Source organism: Cupriavidus sp. 8B (assembly GCF_054589115.1).
In genome coordinates, this window is record NZ_BAAILO010000266.1 from 72,122 (window position 1) to 90,613 (window position 18,492).

At 62.3% G+C, this 18,492-nt stretch carries 19 protein-coding genes and 1 pseudogene; 6 read left to right on the forward strand and 14 right to left on the reverse strand.

The window, feature by feature from the left end:
* Positions 1-9: 9 nt before the first annotated feature.
* The gene (bcsB, locus tag ACYP5B_RS26460) at positions 10-2,256 is read right to left on the reverse strand and encodes a cellulose biosynthesis cyclic di-GMP-binding regulatory protein BcsB (protein ID WP_459571672.1); all 2,247 of its coding nucleotides are present in this window, start codon (positions 2,254-2,256) and stop codon (positions 10-12) included.
* Between the two features lie 409 nt (positions 2,257-2,665).
* On the opposite strand from bcsB, the gene ACYP5B_RS26465 reads away from it, so the two are divergent.
* The 6 genes from ACYP5B_RS26465 (at position 2,666) to ACYP5B_RS26490 (ending at position 7,758) form a co-directional block, all read left to right on the forward strand.
* Entirely contained in the window at positions 2,666-2,842 is a 177-nt protein-coding gene (locus tag ACYP5B_RS26465) for a hypothetical protein (protein WP_459571673.1), read from the forward strand.
* Between the two features lie 12 nt (positions 2,843-2,854).
* A complete protein-coding gene (locus ACYP5B_RS26470; RefSeq protein ID WP_400094206.1) occupies positions 2,855-3,427 on the forward strand; it encodes a DUF4337 domain-containing protein in 573 nt (190 codons plus the stop codon).
* A gap of 389 nt (positions 3,428-3,816) precedes the next feature.
* On the forward strand, positions 3,817-4,563 hold the full coding sequence (locus ACYP5B_RS26475; RefSeq protein WP_459571674.1) for an SDR family oxidoreductase: 747 nt from the start codon (positions 3,817-3,819) through the stop codon (positions 4,561-4,563).
* A gap of 47 nt (positions 4,564-4,610) precedes the next feature.
* Positions 4,611-5,186: a TetR/AcrR family transcriptional regulator gene (locus ACYP5B_RS26480; RefSeq protein WP_400094209.1), complete on the forward strand. Its 576-nt coding sequence runs from the start codon at positions 4,611-4,613 to the stop codon at positions 5,184-5,186.
* An 83-nt stretch (positions 5,187-5,269) separates the two neighbouring features.
* Positions 5,270-6,505, forward strand: a complete 1,236-nt coding sequence (locus ACYP5B_RS26485; RefSeq protein ID WP_459571675.1) for an MFS transporter — start codon at positions 5,270-5,272, stop codon at positions 6,503-6,505.
* A gap of 227 nt (positions 6,506-6,732) precedes the next feature.
* Complete coding sequence (locus ACYP5B_RS26490; protein ID WP_400094211.1) at positions 6,733-7,758, forward strand: AraC family transcriptional regulator; 1,026 nt, start codon at positions 6,733-6,735, stop codon at positions 7,756-7,758.
* A gap of 19 nt (positions 7,759-7,777) precedes the next feature.
* On the opposite strand, the gene ACYP5B_RS26495 is transcribed toward ACYP5B_RS26490, so the two are convergent.
* The 13 genes and pseudogenes from ACYP5B_RS26495 to andAc all read right to left on the reverse strand — a co-directional run bounded on the left by ACYP5B_RS26495 (position 7,778) and on the right by andAc (position 18,278).
* Positions 7,778-8,659, reverse strand: a complete 882-nt coding sequence (locus ACYP5B_RS26495; protein ID WP_459571676.1) for a 3-hydroxyacyl-CoA dehydrogenase — start codon at positions 8,657-8,659, stop codon at positions 7,778-7,780.
* Between the two features lie 169 nt (positions 8,660-8,828).
* Positions 8,829-9,335: a 2,4'-dihydroxyacetophenone dioxygenase family protein gene (locus ACYP5B_RS26500; RefSeq protein WP_459571677.1), complete on the reverse strand. Its 507-nt coding sequence runs from the start codon at positions 9,333-9,335 to the stop codon at positions 8,829-8,831.
* A 152-nt stretch (positions 9,336-9,487) separates the two neighbouring features.
* The gene (locus tag ACYP5B_RS26505) at positions 9,488-9,823 is read right to left on the reverse strand and encodes a hypothetical protein (protein WP_400094216.1); all 336 of its coding nucleotides are present in this window, start codon (positions 9,821-9,823) and stop codon (positions 9,488-9,490) included.
* 324 nt (positions 9,824-10,147) lie between these two features.
* Positions 10,148-10,633, reverse strand: a complete 486-nt coding sequence (locus ACYP5B_RS26510; RefSeq protein WP_459571678.1) for a SixA phosphatase family protein — start codon at positions 10,631-10,633, stop codon at positions 10,148-10,150.
* Between the two features lie 159 nt (positions 10,634-10,792).
* Entirely contained in the window at positions 10,793-11,275 is a 483-nt protein-coding gene (locus tag ACYP5B_RS26515; protein WP_459571679.1) for a hypothetical protein, read from the reverse strand.
* Positions 11,276-11,372: 97 nt separating this feature from the next.
* Positions 11,373-11,477 (reverse strand): annotated as a pseudogene (locus ACYP5B_RS26520) (H-NS family nucleoid-associated regulatory protein); the annotation flags it as partial.
* Between the two features lie 146 nt (positions 11,478-11,623).
* Entirely contained in the window at positions 11,624-11,917 is a 294-nt protein-coding gene (locus tag ACYP5B_RS26525) for a hypothetical protein (RefSeq protein WP_459571680.1), read from the reverse strand.
* Positions 11,918-12,570: 653 nt separating this feature from the next.
* The gene (locus tag ACYP5B_RS26530) at positions 12,571-13,488 is read right to left on the reverse strand and encodes a dioxygenase family protein (RefSeq protein ID WP_459571681.1); all 918 of its coding nucleotides are present in this window, start codon (positions 13,486-13,488) and stop codon (positions 12,571-12,573) included.
* 21 nt (positions 13,489-13,509) lie between these two features.
* Positions 13,510-14,889, reverse strand: coding sequence for an MFS transporter (locus tag ACYP5B_RS26535; RefSeq protein WP_459571682.1), 1,380 nt, complete (start codon positions 14,887-14,889; stop codon positions 13,510-13,512).
* A 51-nt stretch (positions 14,890-14,940) separates the two neighbouring features.
* On the reverse strand, positions 14,941-16,164 hold the full coding sequence (locus ACYP5B_RS26540) for an NAD(P)/FAD-dependent oxidoreductase (RefSeq protein WP_459571683.1): 1,224 nt from the start codon (positions 16,162-16,164) through the stop codon (positions 14,941-14,943).
* 14 nt (positions 16,165-16,178) lie between these two features.
* Positions 16,179-16,511: an anthranilate 1,2-dioxygenase ferredoxin subunit AndAb gene (andAb, locus tag ACYP5B_RS26545; RefSeq protein WP_459371052.1), complete on the reverse strand. Its 333-nt coding sequence runs from the start codon at positions 16,509-16,511 to the stop codon at positions 16,179-16,181.
* Between the two features lie 11 nt (positions 16,512-16,522).
* Positions 16,523-16,999: an anthranilate 1,2-dioxygenase small subunit AndAd gene (gene andAd / locus ACYP5B_RS26550; RefSeq protein ID WP_459571684.1), complete on the reverse strand. Its 477-nt coding sequence runs from the start codon at positions 16,997-16,999 to the stop codon at positions 16,523-16,525.
* Between the two features lies 1 nt (position 17,000).
* Entirely contained in the window at positions 17,001-18,278 is a 1,278-nt protein-coding gene (gene andAc / locus ACYP5B_RS26555) for an anthranilate 1,2-dioxygenase large subunit AndAc (RefSeq protein WP_400094231.1), read from the reverse strand.
* Positions 18,279-18,492: the final 214 nt, after the last annotated feature.

An 18,492-nucleotide genomic window follows, 5' to 3' on the forward strand; every position in this document is an offset into this window, starting at 1 on the left:
CGCGCCATGTCAGCCTCCCGCACGACGGGCTGCGATGCGGCTCAGCGCCAGAAAGGCGGCGAGCGCGAAGACCAGGCCGGCCAGGATCCCGGCGACCGCCATCAAGGCCGGATACGCGGAGACCTTGACCCAGATACGTGCATACCAGGGGAATTCGCCAACGTAATAGCGCTCGCCGATTCGCAGAGATTCGATCTCTTGCTGGCGGATGATGGTCAGGTCGCCCCGTACCTGGCTTACCTTGCCAGGGTCCTCCAGAGCGTCCAGCACATCGCCGACCCGGCCGGGATCGGCCGCGGTAATCGCTACCACACTCTTGCTCTTGGCGTAGGGCGACTCGAAGCCGATGAGCGCGACGATGGGGCCGCCGGCAGTCAGGATGGCCCTGCCGGCAGGCGCTACAGCATCCCCTTCGAGGCCGTTCCACCAGTCCGGCCAGGCGCTGGAGCGCTGGTCACGCAGTGCTATCTCGGTCCTGCCTCGCTCGATCAGCAAAGGCAGGGACTTGCCCCATTGCGCGAGCCATTGTGCGGCCGAGCCTGTGCCAATGACCAGCAGGTTGTGGTCTGTGACAGTGTCGATGGCCTTTACGGGCGTCACTGTCACACGCAGTGCCGGCAACCCGGTCCATTTTCCCATGTGGCCGAGCAGGGTCAGAAGCGTTTCCTTATCGCGGGCAGTGGGCGCGTCCGGAATCACGACCGCCGTATCCGCAAGATCGGCAAGCCGTGTGAACGGATAGCCGCTATTGGCAAAGAATGCCAGATTGGGCAAGGCTGCGTAGTGATGGAAACCGCTGAAGTCGATGGTCGAGTCCGGGTCAATGGCGGCACGCGCCACGTCGCCCCCCGTCGCCGCGCAAAGCCCGGTCTTCTGCGAGTCGATATGGAAGCGGAACTGAAGCTGATTGTTGCTGCCGACGCGGAAGGCTGGAATCTGGATCTCGTTGGTCACGATGGCATTGCTGCCCGACAACAGTGGCACGCTTACGGCGCTCTCGTCGCTCTGGCTGCTTAGCGGCTTTAGCCGGTATGATTTGACCAGTTGATCGTTGATGTCCACGCCCAGCACCGAATCGTTGTACGCGGACGGCGCCGTGTAGCGGTACTTTACATTGAGCGGGACGCTGCGTTGATTCCAGCCATACAGATCGGCGGGCACGCGCAGGTTGATGCGAATCGGCTCCGGACTATTGCCTGCCACCTGCAGTTGCTGCGGCTCCTTGACAAGTTCCTTGAACCATACCGGGCGATCCACCGGCGCCCAGTTTGGTGCATCGTACGGCTGGCGCGGCTGGCCCGGATCTACCGACTGCACTAGTGTGGCTGCGCCGGCCATCGCCGCCTTGCCCAGCACCAGCGCGTTGGCGGCGGTCTGCAGTTCCTGCGCGTTGCGCCCGGCAATCAGAAGCAGCTTGCGGCCAGGCGTGGCGGGGTTGTCGATGACGCTGATGGATGCGCCCCCGATCGCCGGTATATCCAGGCCAGCGGGCATCTCCGCTGGTGTCGCGAAGACAATGGCGTGCCTGTCCGCTGGCGGCGTGTCGGTCACTGGAAAGCGCGCCTCGCGGTAGCTCGCGAGCGCCCCCAGCCACGAAGCGACCACGCCTGCCGCGCGCAGCGTACTGCTGCTGGCGGTATTCGGTAGCACAAAAGGCAGCGTGACGCGGCCGTTGTCGCGGCGATCGAAGAACGGCGCGGGTATCAGCGAAAGGCTATTCGGGAGACTGACGCTGGCCTTGGATAACGTCAGGGTAGTCGTCGGACTGATATCGGCCCACAGGCTGGAATGGGTGGGATCCTCACACTGATCCACCGTATAGTGGGCAATGAGCTGGACGCCAATGCGGTTGAAATCGGTGAAGAAGCGCGGGTCGAGATCGAGTTCCCGCGTCACCGGCTGCCCTGCGTGCTCCTTGTCCAGCGGCAGTGTGGCGACCACTTCGTCGTTCAATGTGATCTTGATATGCGAAAGAGAATGGATCAGCGAGGGTGAGTAAGTGAAGTTCAACGTCAGCTTCGCCGCTGTGACAATCTCGTCGAGGCGTACCCCGACGTTCAGCGTCCGGCTGGCATTGACGCCGCGAAGCGCGATCGGACCGTATTCGCCCAGCTGGCGGAGTGCCAGGGTCTGCGCCTTGAGGGGCATCGCAGGTGCCGCCACGCTTTGCGTTGCGGGTACAGGTGGAAGCGTGTCGTGCGCATTGGGCGCCGCCTGCGAGAGCGGCGACGCAAATAGCAGCCCTGCCGCAGCCATGCAGGCGCGCCGAATGGCTGACAACGGAAAAGTCATGACGGAACGCTGGTTGTTTTGTAGGCGATATTGGACGAAGACCCCACTCCGGCGCTTCGCGTCGCGCTTCTTGCGAATATTCACGCGTGCGCATCGCCGATCAGGACGTCCTATTCCTATTCTCGAAATTGTCGGGTTGTCGCTCTCGCGCTAGGCAGGAGGACAGGCTCTCTATCGGCAGAATGGCAACATTCCTTTAGCCGGCTCTGTCACGTTACCGGCGCGGTCGCGTAAGATCACGGCGCGGTAGCGCTGCGTACTGAGAATGGGGTGATGTTCGCTCCCAGTCTCAACAGGCATGCCAAGCCGGCATTTGGGCCTGAGGTTGGAAAAATTGGATTCCAGCTGAACATCGATCTCATGTAGGAAGAGCATGAAAATTCTTGCGCATAGCCATACGTCTATCGTGGACCAGGTAGCCGGCGCCGTGGTACGCAGCGCGACCAACCACACGGTCGGCGCTCTGATGCGTGGTCACGGTTTGATAGGCGTCATTGTCATCGCCATCGTGCTCATCTTGGGCGTTTGGGCCGTCAAGCGGCTCTTTTGAAGCGGAGTAGCAATGTCAGAGGGATTTCACGTACACGGTGCCCACGACCACGCGCTTGAGCACGCGGCGGAAATCGGTCATGCCGACAGCTTTTCGGGCCGCATTGCGGTGATGACAGCGATCTTGTCGACGGCTGGCGCGGTTTTCGGATATCAGGGCGGGGCGACCCAAAACGAAGCGCTGCTTCTGAAGAATGAAGCCGCTATTCACAAGACCGAAGCAGCCAACCAATGGGCCTACTACCAAGCGAAGGGACAGAAGCAAGCGATTGCTGAACTGACGGCACAGCTGCCCGGAGTGGATCAAGCCGCCGCCAAACGGGAAGCGCTGCGCTACGGGTCGGAGAAGGAGCAAATCCGGCAGAAGGCAGAGGCGCAAGAGCAGGCGGCCAGGGACGCTGACGAGGCCAGTGAGAATGCCGTCCACCATCATCACCGCTGGGCACAAGCCGTCGTAGCTGTTCAGGTTTCTATCGCCTTGGCGGCAATCACGCTGCTCACGCGGCGCCGATGGTTGCAGGTGGCATCGTACGGGGTAGGCGCGATTGGCGGTGTTCTGGCTGTCCTTTCAATGCTCCACATCTAGGAAAAGATGAAAACGACAATCAGCCAGTTGCCAGTGGCCGGTTGAGCGTGTCGCGCTCCGTCTGCAGCCGCGCCCGTTCCTCGGCGCCGGCCGCAGCGGCGTCTTGCGCCCTCGCCTGCACGGCCGCCAGCTCGGTGCGCAGGTCCGCCCTTCTGGCACAGCGTGTGCTCCTGGTCGATCTCGCGCAGCGCGCGGCGCTCGGTGGCGCTGGCCCGCTCCTGCGCCACTGCGACCTGCTCGCGGGTTGCTCTCCAGCTCCGTCGAGAATTGGAGGGTCGGTCACGCAGATCCGAAAGACCACCAACGCGTCATAATTTTTTTTTGCAAATTAAGATGACCGGTCATATACTACTTCCACCAAACCGAATTTCGGTGTCATGGAGCACATCATGCAACTTAGCGGCAACACCATCTTCATCACGGGCGGCGGTTCCGGAATCGGGCGCGGCCTGGCAGAAGCCCTTCACAAGCAAGGCAATCAAGTCATCATTTCCGGGCGGCGCAAGAGCCACTTGGAGGCGACAGTCCGAGCGAACCCCGGGATGGCGTCGATCGAGCTCGACGTCACTGATCCGGCCAATATTGCCGCGGTCGCCAGACAACTGACGAACGACTTCCCGAAACTCAACATCCTCATCAACAACGCGGGCATCATGCAGATCGACGATGCGAGCGGCCCGGTCGACGAGGAACTGCTCGTGTCGACCGTGGCGACCAACCTGCTCGGCCCCATCCGCCTCACAGGGGCGCTCATCGAGCATCTGAAGAAGCAGCCCGAAGCGACCATCATCAACGTGTCGTCGGTCCTCGGCTTCGTTCCGCTCGCCGTCACCGCGGTTTACTCGTCGACCAAGGCCGCCATTCACTCGTACTCGGAGTCACTTCGCTGGCGCCTGAAGAACACTTCGGTGAAGGTCCGCGAAATCGCACCGCCCTGGGTTCAGACCGACCTACTGAACAGCAACGACGAGCCGCGCGCCATGCCGCTTGCGCCGTTCATCGCGGAGACGATGCAGGTGCTCGCGACGGACGCCAACGAAGTGCTGGTCGAGAATGCCAAGCAACTCCGCGCAGCGGTCGGACCCGACAATGGCGCGTTCTCACTGCAGTTCAACGACATCTTCGTCGCTGGCTGAGCCCATCGGGACGATCGCGTCCCTGAACCAATTTAAAGGACAGAGCCATGGGCAGACCGAGCGTTCGTCCCCTCATCGTCGATGCAGGTCTGCGCGTCTTCCTGCGTGGCGGCTTCACCGCGAGCAGCGTCCAGGACATCACCGACGAGGCCGGCGTCCCAAAGGGGTCGTTCTACAACCACTTCGAAAGCAAGGAAGCCCTGGGCGCTGAAATCGTCGACCTCTACGCAGAGGGAGGCGAGCGGCGAGCGGCGCTGAAGGACAGGTCTCGCCCCCCCCTGGAAAGGCTACGCGCCCACTTCACGGGGCTGACCGAGATGTACAGGGCGGCGAACTTCTCCAAAGGCTGCCTACTGGGAAATTTCAGCGCCGAGGTCTCCGAGTCCAGCCCTGAGATTCGCGAGCGCCTCGCGGTGCTGTTTGCACGTTGGACTAGCGAGATGGAAGAGGCGATTTCCGAGGCGCAGCAGCGCGGCGAGGTACCGACGCAGACCTCGGCCGCCGACCTCGCCGCATTCCTGCTGGACGCCTACGAAGGCGCGATTCTCCGCTCAAGAGTGGAGAAGAGCTCACGCGCCTTCGAACGCTTCGAGACCCTCGTGTTCGAGAAGATCCTGCGTTAAGCCAGCACGTCAAGAGACGTGCCACCAACCAACCTCAAGACGGCAGACGCATATGGCGCATCGCCGTGTAGGAGCACGCCGGTATGAATACCGCAATCGCGTCCGCAACAGTCCCGAAGCCACTGTACTGGTTGGCGCTAGGCGCCTTTGCCATCGGCACCGAAGGCTTCATGATCGCACCGCTGCTGCCCAGTATTGCAGCAGACTTGGGCGTGAGCGTCTCTATGGCCGGTCAGTTGGTCACCGCATTTGCGTTGGCCTATGCACTCAGCTCGCCGATTCTAACCGTCCTGACTGGGTCAGCAAACAGGCGACGGCTTCTGATACTGTGCTTGGGCGCGTTCGCCGTTGCGAACGTCATCGCCTTCAGTTCGTCGGGCTACTGGCAACTGTTAGGTGCGCGCCTATTGCTCGCGTTCTCCGCGGGCTTGTATGTGCCGAGCGCGAATGCGGTAGCCACAGCGCTCGTCTCGCCCGAGCGTCGAGGACGCGCGTTGTCCATTGTCAATGGTGGCACGAGCCTCGCAATCGCACTCGGCGTCCCGTTGGGAGCCATCGTCGGGCATGCAGCCGGATGGCGGATGACCTTCGCGGGCGTCGCAGTCTTGGCTGTCATCGCCACCATCGCGCTCCAACTGGGGCTACCGAGAGCATTCGGCGCCGGCATTCCTGTGGCATCCCTCAAGGCGCGGTACGCAGTGGCACGAAACCCGCAGGTTCTGCGGGCGCTGATGGTGACGACGTTGTGGGCCATGGGAGCCTATACGGTCTACACCTACGTCGCGAGCTACATCGCCGGAGCGACCGGCATCGTCGGCGCAGGTCTCAGCGTGATTCTCTTCGTCTGGGGCCTGTCTGCGGCAGCCGGCGTCTTCCTGGGGGGAAATCTCACGGACAAGCTCGGGGCAGAACAGGTGATCAAGCCGGCGCTCGCCGCCCTGGCGTTTGCCTTCGGCAGCTTGTCCTTGATCGCGCTCTCGCCGGGCCACTCGCTGTCTGTAGTGCCAGTGATCGTCGCTGTGGTTGTGTGGGGATTGTCGGCGTGGGCGTTCTTCCCTGCGCAACAAGCCCGGCTCATCGGTATCGCCGGCCTTCCTGTCGCCCCAGTCGTGCTGTCTCTGAACGCATCGTTCATGTTCGCGGGCTTCTCGCTCGGAGCCGCACTCGGTGCTTTCACGCTCAATCACGCATCGTTCGCGGACCTTGGCTGGGTAGGCGCGACTTGCGAACTCGTCGCGCTGCTGCTCTTGTGGCTCGGCTCTGCCAAAGCGTCTGCAGTCACAAACACTCTGCCCGCCACGTCTACGGCGAATGAGTAGTCCGCCTTCAACTCGAAGCGTACGAAGCACCCGCCCATCGCGAATGAGACACCGCGTCGGAACGTGCGTACTTTTTCATTCGCCAACGCGATACCATCGGGTAGACTCCCCCGCGCGTCGTGTTTGCGCAGAATAGCGAGATCTTCGCGCTGACGAAGATTTGCTTGCTGCCTGCGACGCGCTTCGGGGCCCGCATGTGCACTACCTCCCGCAGTGAAGTACATAGAATGCAAGGATACCTACCCAGTGTTGTGTTGACCGGAGCTGCGCCTCTGCTCGAGGTACTCGGCGTTCAACCCGAGTTGGTTGCGACCGGAGCCGAGCTGCCGGAGCTTGCGCTCCGTTCCGCCGACGTGCCGATCCGGGGTGCGCAAGTGCTTCGATTCCTTTCGCTGGCTGCTGAAGTTACGCAATGCCGGAACTTTGGACTAAGACTCGCCGAATATCAGGGCCTGGCGGTCCTGGGGCCGATCCTTGTGATGATGCATGGCGCGCGTACCCTCGGGGAGGCAATGGATACGCTTGCCGAGTTCTACGTGCTACATACCTCGATGTCTTCTGTACGTGCAGTGCGGGACGAACAGGGGATGGTCTTGACTTACGACATTGAAAACGCTTCCGGTCCCGGAGAAGTTCAGGCAGTTGAACTGGGTCTCGCCAACGGTATGCAGTACTTGCGTACCATCTGTGGTTCCACCTGGCAGCCGGCCGTTGTGCAATTCCGTCATTCGGCGCCTGCGGACTGCACAATGCACAGGCGCACATTCGGACCGTCCCTCAACTTCGATCAGGACAGAAATGCGATTGTCCTCGATCGCGATACGGTGACGCGTCCGGTAACGCAACTTCGCCGTAACGCGCATCGTGTGCTCGAAGCACACTTGCGGCGAGAAAGGGCTCAGGTGGAGGCGCTATGGACGGTACGCACGCAAACGATGATTCGCACGCTCTTGCCGTTCACTGACAGTTCGCTCAACGCCATAGCGCGAGCGCTCGCAACGTCCCCGCGGTCCTTGCAACGTCGCCTCGCTGAGGCCCGCACGACGTTCGAAGAACTGCGGGAACAAGTTCGTGAAGATCTCGCCCTGAAGTATGTGCAGCAGTCAAATCTGCGTCTCGCCGAGATCTCTGAACTGCTCGGCTATTCGCAGCAAAGCGCGTTTAGCCGTGCGTTCAAGCGACTGCGGAGCGTCACGCCCCGGCAATATCGAGCCATGCGTCACGGGGACGACCCCGGACGTCCTGCCAGGTAGCAATAGCCTGCCTTGGGTTTCACGTGGCGACGAACGTGGGATTCAGGAACTCCGGATCAGGATATTGATAGAAGCCGCGTCCCACTGACTCGCCGATACACCCGGTATCGATGAAATGCGCTTTCATGTATTCTGCAATGCGCCGATGCGTCGAATCGCCCGTACGTTCCGCAAGAGCGCGCGTGACGTTATAGACGGTCGTCATGCCGATTCCGTCGAGAATGCCGAATGGGCCAATCCGATCCGCCTTCGCAATCATCCACGCCTTGTCGATCGTTTGCACGTCGGCGACGTCGTTGACCAGCAGACCCAGCGCGGCGATCAGCATCGGGACGAGCATGGTATTGAGCAGGTAGCCGGGCTGCTCCTTGCGCAGTGGTAAAGGCACCATGCCAATACGGTGTGCGAACTGAACTATGCGCGCGAATACGGCGGGGTCGGTGCCCGGATGGCCCATGATTTCGGCGATGTTGTGCTTCCACACTTCGTGCGCGAAATGCAGGCTCAGCACGCGCTCGGGCCGGTCAGTGCACATGGCAAACTGGCTTGGCACCAGCGTCGACGAGTTGCTCGCAAAGATGGTGCCGGCCGGCGCTACCGCTGACAGTGAACGGTAGAATGACTGCTTGATTGCCAGATCCTCAGGGATGGCTTCGATGACGAGGTCCATGTCCGCAACGGCCGAACCGAGGTCGGTATTGCCCTCGATGCGTGCCAGCGTGGCTTCGATCTGCTCGCGAGGGGCGCCCAAGTCTGCAGCGTAGACGCGCCCTAGCGCATCAAAACGGGCGTTCGCGCGGTCCAGGCAGGCGGTATCGACGTCGTAGGCTACGACGTCGATACCGGAAAACGCGCACTGAAAGGCGATCTGCGCGCCCAGCACGCCGGTGCCGGCCACCATGACGCGTGCGATCGGCTGATTGTCGTTTAGGGAATGAGAAGGCATGAGTGACGGGTGCGGTGCGTAGCGTATATCGGATCCAGGGATGGAAGCGGTGCGCAGGGTGCAAGGTGGGTCATCGGCGTGACCTCCGTGAGCCAGATGCCTGGCTCACGTCCGTTGCCGTCGCTTAGCGTCCGCCCTGGCAGCCGATCAGGTCGATCTCGGGCAACTCATTGGCTTTGCAGTAGTCCTGGTAGCGGCTCAAAGCCGTCCGCCACGTCTCGACGAACGTGACCGTGCCGTTTTCGTCGAGGAAGTGCAGCTCACCGGTCGACACCACGAGCGCCATACCATTGTCGTCGTCGGAGAGATTCGTAAACGAGTGTGACGACTCCGACGGCTCAAAAACGAAATCGCCGGCTTGCGCGATCCAATCGTGCTGGTCGTATTTCCATCGACCGCTGAGTGTGTAGACCATCACCGTGCCCGTATGGCGATGAATATGCGCGCCTTCGCCTTTGGCAGCCTTCATGACCAATACCACTTCGCCCGTGACCGGGTTGATTTTGAAGTATTTGAGTAGAATTTTGTCGTTAATAGGGGCGAAGGGAATCCACGGCGTGGCGCTTGCGCCGATATGGACCGTGTCGATCGCGGAAACATCGTTGAGGACTTGCGTAGCTTCTGTGTTCATGGAACGTCTCCGATTGAGTTGAGGGCTGGGCGTGCGCAGCGCGAACCGTGCGCAATCTCCAGTCCCTATTCAATCGCAAGTCACCTGTGGGAACTTGACCTGTGCCGCCCCAATTTGTACTTTACGCGCCAAGTGTGTTTTGTAAGCTGATCTCATTCAGGACAAGGCTGACCCGCGGCACCCCACATCGCCACATCCTTCACATGCGACTCGAATGTGCCGGGCGGTGTGCTGCGCCCCCCACCCGGATTCCAGCTCCAGGGGATAAAGCCATGCATACAGGCATCGTGACGCAGATGCTCTGCCAAACCCGCTGCGTCCCGACCACGATTGCGCTTGGGGTCGCGCAACTGCTGACAGATCTCCGCGCCGCTCTTACCGAACCACTGGAATTGCACAGGGGCCAATTGCCAGGCAATGCCGACATGTGGTGGCGCATGCGGTACATCGTTCAGCGCGGTCGAAGTCACATGGGGCAAGTTGTGCACGTTTGTCCCGGGATACCCGCGCGACCGAAACCAGCATTGATGTTCATACGGTGCAGTCGGGTCCTGCTCTCCCCGACAACATTCCACCTCGGAACATTGTCTGCGCCGACGTGGCAATTGGCACAGCGCGGATGGGTGACAACGGCCTGGATGCGCTGCCATGCCTTCGGGCCATCGTCCTTGCTGACGCTGCCCTGTGGCGGCATGTCGCTAGCGGTCTTCTGGTCGTCGGTGGCTGAGATCGCAAACGGGGCGGCAATGGCCACGGCGGCGGCAACCAGGCATCTCAACAGAATGCGTTTCGCGTTCGCCGCGAACTCTGCATTATTTCTTCGGCGCGTCCATCCTCACCTTCGCCGGGCCGATCTCCGCGACATCCGCCCACGCCTTTGCGTCGAAGCAGAACTCCGCAATGGCGCATGTGGGCATGTCTATGATCGTGCTCGATAGCCGGTGCGCGAGGTCGGTGAATTCGGGATTGTGGCCGAAGAGCATCACGCGGTCTAGCCTGTCGTCGAGTGCGCAGATTACGGCGAGCAAGTTGTCCGGGCTGCTGGCGTAGAGGCGTTCATCGACGACGATGTCCTTGCGCTTGTAGCCGATCTCATCGGCGATGAGTTGCGCCGTGGTCAGCGCACGCAAGGCCGGGCTCGACACGAGTAGATCGGGATCGACCCCGCGATCAGTCAGGCGCTTGCCCATCTTGGACGCATCATTGCGGCCGCGATCTTCTAGCGGTCGCTGCTGATCGGGCAAGGACGGATTGTCGCGACTGGATTTGGCATGCCGCACAAGAAACAGGATTTTCATGATCAAGCTGAGGAATGGCCTGAATCGTCATTATTGCCCTTTTCGGCCGCCGCGGCGACTACTAGGGGTGCTAGCCTTTCATGTTTTCGATTGCCGTCGTTTTCAACCTCGCATCGCTGCTGGGCTTGCGAACCGTCGCAAATCGCGCCGAAATCAAAGCTACCCCCAAAAGGACCGCAGAAGCGGCACGTCCAGATTCATGCCGCCAACGTGGAGTTGCTCCGATCCGTACACCACGACTTTAGGCGGCGCGAACTCAAGGTGGTTCTCTTCCATCCACGCGGCGACCGCGGTTTGCAGCCGATTCATGAGATCCCGTTGAAGCTTCCATGGTTCTGGGGACTCGCGGTCGGGAAAGCCATCACCGATGGTTGCCGCGAGAATGGGGGCGAGCACATCCTGGGCTTGATCGCTGCCAATCAATTTGCCCTCCTGCTCGCCCAAGGCCATGCCAGCGAGCATCCGCTCGAGAATCCTCGTCGCCTCGAACCGCGCGAAGTAGGACGGAGGCTCGGGGCTAAAGCCCGCGGTAACCACCTGCGTCATGCCCACCTGCGCTGCCGCCGAGATGGCATCGCGACGGGAGCCAAACCCTGCGACCCATCGACCGGCCGCATCCTTGTACCCGAACTCTTCCTGCATGCTGCCTCCTGCATGGTTGATGTTGGGCCTTTGCCATGGCGCCGTTCTCCGCCCGGTATGCTGCACGGCCTTGGCGGCCGTGGCATGCGTTTTCACACTATGTCGTGGCTACAACCTGGAAATGTTCCACCGTCTGCCCGGCGTGGATCGCCCGCTGCAGCCAATCCGGCATGGCGCCGCGGCCGTCCCAGCCCTGCCCCTGTGCGTTGCGGTAGAGAAGACGTGACCGCCCTCGTTGCTTAAATTTTAGTCAAATCTGCTGACGCCGTCGGCACTCGGCTCCCGCGCGGCTTGTCCACAGGCTTGTCCCCTCGTGCGGTGGACAAATCCCCGCCCTCGGGCGCTCCCTCAGGCCGGCCCGGGCTTGAACTTGGTGCGCCTCACCGGCACCCGGCGCTTGGCACCTACCAGGCGGCGCGTGGCGGTGGCTTGCGCATCGGCCCGCGCGGCGCGCCGTACTGCCGTTTCCAGTTGCGCCCGCAGCTCGTCTTGGGCCGCCTGCCCTCGCCCGAGCGCCTGCTCTGTCTCCGCCAGTTGCCGGCTGAGCGTATCGCGCTCGGCCTGCAGCCGCGCCCGCGCCTCCGCGGCAGCCACGGCGGCCTCTTGCGCCCGCGCCTGCACGACTGCCAGCTCAGCGCGCAATTTTCGCGAGCGCCTGCTCGGCCTTCTGGCGCAACGTGCGCTCCTGATCGATCTCGCGCAGCGCGCGCCGCTCGCTGGACGGCGTCGAGCTCGGCCTGCACGGCGGCGGTCTCCTGCTCGGCCACCACCACCACCACCGCGGCGCGCGCCTGGTCGAGGGTCGGCCAGGATTCGCGGAAAATCCGCCACATCCTTGGCAACCCATTGATTTATCGAGGGAATCCAGCCTTTCCAGAACCCGGATGGCATCGCCTGCCCTCAGCGAAGAACTCAACTTGCGCTGCATAGTGCCTGGAGCAGCATATTTCAGCAGAGAGAGGCGGAAGGCATGAGCGCTTAGCCCGTCAACCTGTCATCAAAGGCAGGCAAATTCCTTTCCCTGGCACGCACGCCGTTCGAGAGCGCCCGATATCAGCCCAACCGGGGCGCCCTGCTGGGTTCAGCGGCGCCTCATGCGTCGTTTTGGTCGGACAATGCTAATCACCCCAATGGCGCGCTTGCGCACTTTTGACCGACAGCCCGCCGGGGCGGCGGCGTCACCCGGTGCCTCCGTTCGTTCTTGCACGGCTTGTTCCGCATCCGCTCGTAGGAGTGGAGCCGGCTGCGCCAACCGGCATCATGATGACGCTGCCCTACTTCGGCGATCCGCGCGATCAGAGCGCTGCCGTATCGTATCGGCTCGCGGCAATCATTTCGTCTTCGCACAGCGCGTCCTGGAGCACAAAGTCGAAACGCACGTGCGTAAACGGGCCTGTTACGCCAAGCGACGCAAACTCCGTCGAGCTTTCCACCTTCGTGAGCGCCACCACCAGGCCGTCGCGGGTGGCGAAGGCGAAGTCGTCATCCAGGAAGGTGTCTCCCGGGATGTTGACCTGCGTGGTCAGCGCGCGCTTGCCGCCACCCGAGACCAGGAAGTGAATGTGGGCCGGCCGGTTGCCGTGCCGTCCAAGCAGGTCGAATAACTCGGAAACCGGGCTACCCGGCGGAATCGCGTAGCCTGGCGGCAGGAAGCTGCGGAAGCGATAATTGCCCTCGGCGTCGGTCTCGATCCGGCGGCGCAGGTTGTAGGCGGGCTGGTCAGGATCGAAATGCGAGTAGCGTCCGAGTTCGTTGCAGTGCCACACGTCGACACTGGCGTGCGGCACCGGCTTGCCGTCGAGGCCCAGCACGCGGCCTTCCATTACCAGCACTTCGCCTTCTCCTTCATTGCCTTCATCCAGGCGGACCTCGCGCATGGCCAGCGGCGCGCCGGCCACGTACAGCGGCCCTTCGATGGCGCGCGGCGTGCCCTTCTCACGCGCTTCGGCCCGGTCTGCTTCTTCTGCCAGGATATCCAGCAGGCGGTCGAAACCCAGGCCCGCGGTGATCAGTCCGACCATATTGGCTTCGCCAAGGCGGTTCAGCCATTTCATGGCCGACCAGAATTCGTTGGGGGTGACCTTGAATTCCTCAATGGTATGGAACAGATCGGTGACGATACGCGCGGTGACAGCACGGACGCGCTCGTCGCCAGCGCTGACCTGGCTGCCATTGACCAGCGCCAGAAGTTGGGAGGTGGTGTACTCGGCCATGATGCATGGTCTCCTTAGATTTTAGAGTTTGTGGGGGGGGTGAGAAATATTGAGAATCGCGTCAGTGCCGGCGGCGTTGCCTTGCTCCGTGGCCGCCGACGCCGACCGTGCGTGGTTGATGATCAGCACGGCGGCTGCCGCGACGACGCCGGGCACCGCGATGGACATGAAGTTCTGCTCCAGCGGCAGCCCGAAGCCGACCAGCATGCCAATCACGATCGGCGCCAGGATGGCGCCGCCACGGCCGACGCCCAGGGTCCAGCCAATTCCCGTGGCACGGATGGCAATGGGATAGAACTGCCCCGCATAGGCGCAGCCGACGATCTGTGTACCAATGGTCGACGCGCCTGCAAGTCCGACGAGTACGTAGAGCAAGCCGACCGGTACCTGGTGGCCCAGCATGGTGATCGATACGGCGGCCAACAGGTACATGCCTATCAGGACGTACTTGATGTGGAACCTGTCGGCCAGCCATCCGCCGCCAATCGCGCCGATCATGCCGCCGAGGTTGAGCACCAGCACGAACGTCAAGGCGGAACCAAGGCTGTAGCCTGCGCTCGCCATCAGCTTGGCCAGCCACGAACTGAGCGCGTAGACCATGAACAGGCACATGAAGCACGACAGCCAGAACATCAGCGTGCTCAAGGCGCGTCCCTCCCTGAAGAGTTGGCGGATAGGCGCGCCTGCAGCTGCGTCCGTGCCGGTAATCACGAAGCGGTCGTCTGTCCGCGGGGCGTAGCCAGGGTCGATTCGCCCGGCCAGCCGCCTCAACTCGTCACTGCGCCCGCGCCGGATCAGGAACGCCACCGATTCCGGCATCGACTTGAGGATCAGCGGGATCAGCAGCACGGGGAGTCCCGCGGCGATGAACACGGATTGCCATCCGTAGGTCTCGATCAGACCCTTGCCTAGCAGGGCCGCGAGCATGCCCCCGATCGAGTAGCCGCTGAACATCAACGTCACCATCGTGCTGCGCACGCGCTGCGGTGCATACTCAGTCATCTGCGCGATCACGTTTGGCATGACGCCGCCGATGCCAAGACCGGCCAGGAAGCGCGCCGCGCCGAACGAGAGTGGGTCTGTACATAGCCCCGAGACGGCGGTGAAGACGCTGAACAGCGCGATGCAGATCGTGATCGCCCAACGCCTGCCGATCTTGTCGGCGATGGTGCCGAGGAAGATGTTGCCGAACATCATGCCGAACAGCGCCGAGCTGACCAGCAGGCCGGCCTGCGTGGGATCGATCGCCATCTGCTTCATGATCGACGGCAAAGCGATGCCGACCACGGCCAGATCATAGCCGTCGAAAACGATGATCAATGCGCACCAGATCAGCACGCTGTAATGGAAGGCATTGAGCCTGGCGTCGCTAGCCAGTTTTTGTATATCGATTTGCCGCATAGTCTCCTCTCTGTTTTTCTGTCTTTCTTTCTTTCTATCTCTCGATGGCTGTCAAAGCTTGGCCAGTGGCACGCTTTCATCAGCCAGGCTATCCGGACTGACAGGAGTGCGTCTCTCGATCAGGCGGCGCGCAAAACGCAGGTCGCGGGCGGCGTTGCCGCCCAGCGCGGCCACCACCCGTTCGCCTTCCAGGTAGAAGAAGATGAAGGCACCCGCCGCTGACAGGTCGCGTACGACCACTTGATGGGATGGCGACGGCACGCCGTAGATCTGCAGGTTCACGCCGTATTGGTCGGACCAGAACCACGGCAAGGGGTCATAGTGCACGGCAACGCCGAGCACCGACTTTGCCGCCGCGATCCCCTGCTCCTGCGCGTTCTGCCACGACTCGAGCCGCATGTTGCGCCCGGCCCAGCCGTTGCGCGCGACCGCGAGGTCTCCGGCAGCGAACACGTCGGGATCGCTGGTCCGGCACTGTGCGTCGACCAACACGCCGCCGTCGCAATGCAGTCCAGCCGCGCGGGCCAGTTCGTCGTTGGGAACCAGGCCGATGCCCACCACCGCGACGTCGCAGACGATCTCGCGGCCATCGGTCAACTTGACCATGAGGGCGCCGTCCGCCATGCGCGCGAAGCTGGCGACATTGGCCTCCAGCAGCACGTTGGTGCCGTGTGCCATGTGCAGGTCAAGCAGCCGCTCCGACAGCGCGGACGGTACGCTACGCTCGCATAGCCGGCGCATCGCCTCGATCACAGTCGCTTGCGCGCCGCGCTGACGCGCGGTAGCGGCCACCTCCAAGCCGATCCAGCCACCGCCAACGACGGCAACGCGGGTGCCGGGGCGCAGCGCGGGCGCCAGGCGCAGGGCATCGTCAATCGTGCGCAACACATGCACGCCCGGCAGGCTCGCGCCGGGAACATCGAGCGCGCGGGCATGGCCGCCGGTACACAGCACAAGTCTGCTGTAGCCAATAGTCTGCCCGTCAGTGAGCGTAACCCGCTTTGCCGCGCGGTCCAGCCGGGCGACGCGTGTGCTCCCCATCCACTCGATCGATAGCGTGGCCATCATCTCGGCGCTCAGCAGATGCACGCTTTCCGGCGTTGCGTCGCCCGAAAGTATCGCCTTGGACAGCGGCGGGCGTTCATAGGGGGGATGCGCCTCGTCACCGATCAGCACGATCCTGCCCATGAAGCCCTCGTCGCGCAGTGTGCGCGCCGCCCAGCTTCCGGCCTGGCCGGCACCGATGACGACGATTGTGGTGAGGTTCATAGTCATGGCACTCCAGGCGTTCAGGTGGCCGCTACGACTTGCGGCAGGACCTGGATCTGCACCCGGCCGTCCGCCACACGCAAAGGAAAGGTCTGGACCGGCTTCACGCACGGCGCCTTGCGCGCTTCGCCGGTACGGAGGTCGAACAAGCCCTGATGAAGCGGGCACTCGACGCAGCCGTCTTCGACAAAGCCTTCCGACAATGGCACGCGCTCGTGCGTGCACAGGTCGTGCAGCGCGAAGAGCTCCTCGCCCACTCGGAACACCGCGACCGGCAAGCCTGCCGCCTCGACCGCGCGCGGCTCGTCCTCGATGAATTCGTCGGCCGCGCCGACGTCATGCCATGTACTCATGGGAACCGCTCCTAGATCGGCGTAGCGAGAAGGGTCTGGACACGCGAGGTGTCATAGATGACCCGTTTTTCCTTGTAGCGCCACTCGCCGTCCTGCTTGACGACGGTGTCGCGATAGCAGCCCGCCTGGTACACGACGCTCTCGCCGGCCGCGCCCGTATTGACGACGATATAGCTCGACAGCGTGCGCACTTCCTCTTCGCTCATCGACTCGATCACCAGGCCGCCTAGTGCATGGCGATAGGCATGTGCTTCAAAGATGTTCGCGTGGCGCAGCGCGACGATGCGGTCGCGCATCATCATCTGGTTGCGGCAGTGGATCACCGGCGCCGGCAGGCCGCGGTCGGCGTTCTCGCGCGAGATGATCGTGTATGTGCCATCCTCCGTGAAGAAGCCCGGCCAAGCCTCGAGCAGGTTGTTGTCGATCGCGTGAACATAGCGGCTTTGCAGCTCGCTCAGCTCCCACCAGATCTGCAGGTTCTTTTCCATCTCAGTACCCCATCGCCCGCTGATATCCCGCCCAGAAGCGGCGAATCAGGTTTTCGGTGATATTGCTGTTGGTCTGCTCGGGCGCATCCAGGCCCATGCCCATATAGGAAGTCTTGTCGCCATCCCGGACGGTGCCACGCTGCACCAGTTCGGTGGCCTCGGTATCCTCCATCGAGATAAAGCCCGCCGGCCCGACGAGGTTGGCTTGCAGAAGCCGCAGCTCGCGCAGCTCCGGGGTGTCGTCCTCGTAGCCGAAGAAGTGAAACACCAGCTCGAAGTTGCTCGGCCCCTTCGGCAACAACTGGCGGGCAACCAACGTGTTGTGGATCTGCTGGATGACCAGTTGCGGGAAGAGCGGCTGGATATGGTTGGTGCAGTCTTCTTCGAACTCGGAGATCTGCCCCAACACGTAAGGATCCTCGAGCGCGAAGCCGTCCTGCATGGAGCGGATCTTCTGGTCGGTGTATGCCGCCGCGGTATTGGTGTCGACCTTCGGCTTGGTCACCGTGATCAGGCTGTGCAGGCCGTGCGTCGCATCCGGAATGGAACGCGCGCTCATGCCGACACGGAAAATGTTGAACGTGGTGTGGAAGAGATGCAGCAGGCTCGCGTGATACGGATCCTTCACGTTCTCCAGATAGAGCTTCCAGTTCGACTTTGAATACTGGCGCGTACAACCCAGGTATACGATGGGCTTGTGGAATACGCGATCCACCCAGGGACGCATCTCGGCGCCCAGGTATTCGGGCAGTGGCGGTGTCTCGTCGCTGAAGGTGGCGAAGAGCAGGCCCTTGTACTCTTCGACGCGCAGCTTCTGCAGGCCGTGTGCCTTGGGGTCGAAGGCCTTTGCCATGCCGACGAGCGTGACCGCGCCTTGCTTCTGGCCGCGGCGGAACGGCACCCCTTGCAGGTCGCCCTCGCACGAATAGTTCCACTGGTGATAGACACAGGTATGCGATTCCGCATTCCCATATTTCTCGCGACAGACCATGGCGCCGCGATGCGCGCAGCGATTGACCCAGCAAGCGAATCCGTTGGCGGTGCGCGTTACCACCACCGGTGTATCGCCGACAAAGGTACTCTTGAAGTCATTGAGGGCGGGAATCTCGCAGGCCAGAGCCACGAAGCTCCAGTACGGCCCGCGATAGATGCGCTCCTGCTCCCGGTCGTAGACCTCCTGTGAGTTGAAGACGCTGTAGGGGACGCAAGAGCCGTCCGTCTGGGGGAAGAACACCTGCCGGCTGGCGGCGCTCTCCGCGATCTGTGGAGAATCTGACATCGCTGTCTCCGTGAAGTTATGTGTGTTATCGAATGGAGACAGTGTAGAAATCCGCCGTGCCGCGGACTATCCGGAAATGGTGAACTTGTGGCGCGGGCAAGTCCGCTTCTTGCGATTCGCGGCGGGGCTATCCGATAACGGCAGCGATGCTGCCGGCGTCTATCCGATTCCGGCAAAGCTGCGTTACAGCCTCGCACGGGCACTACTTCTGCCG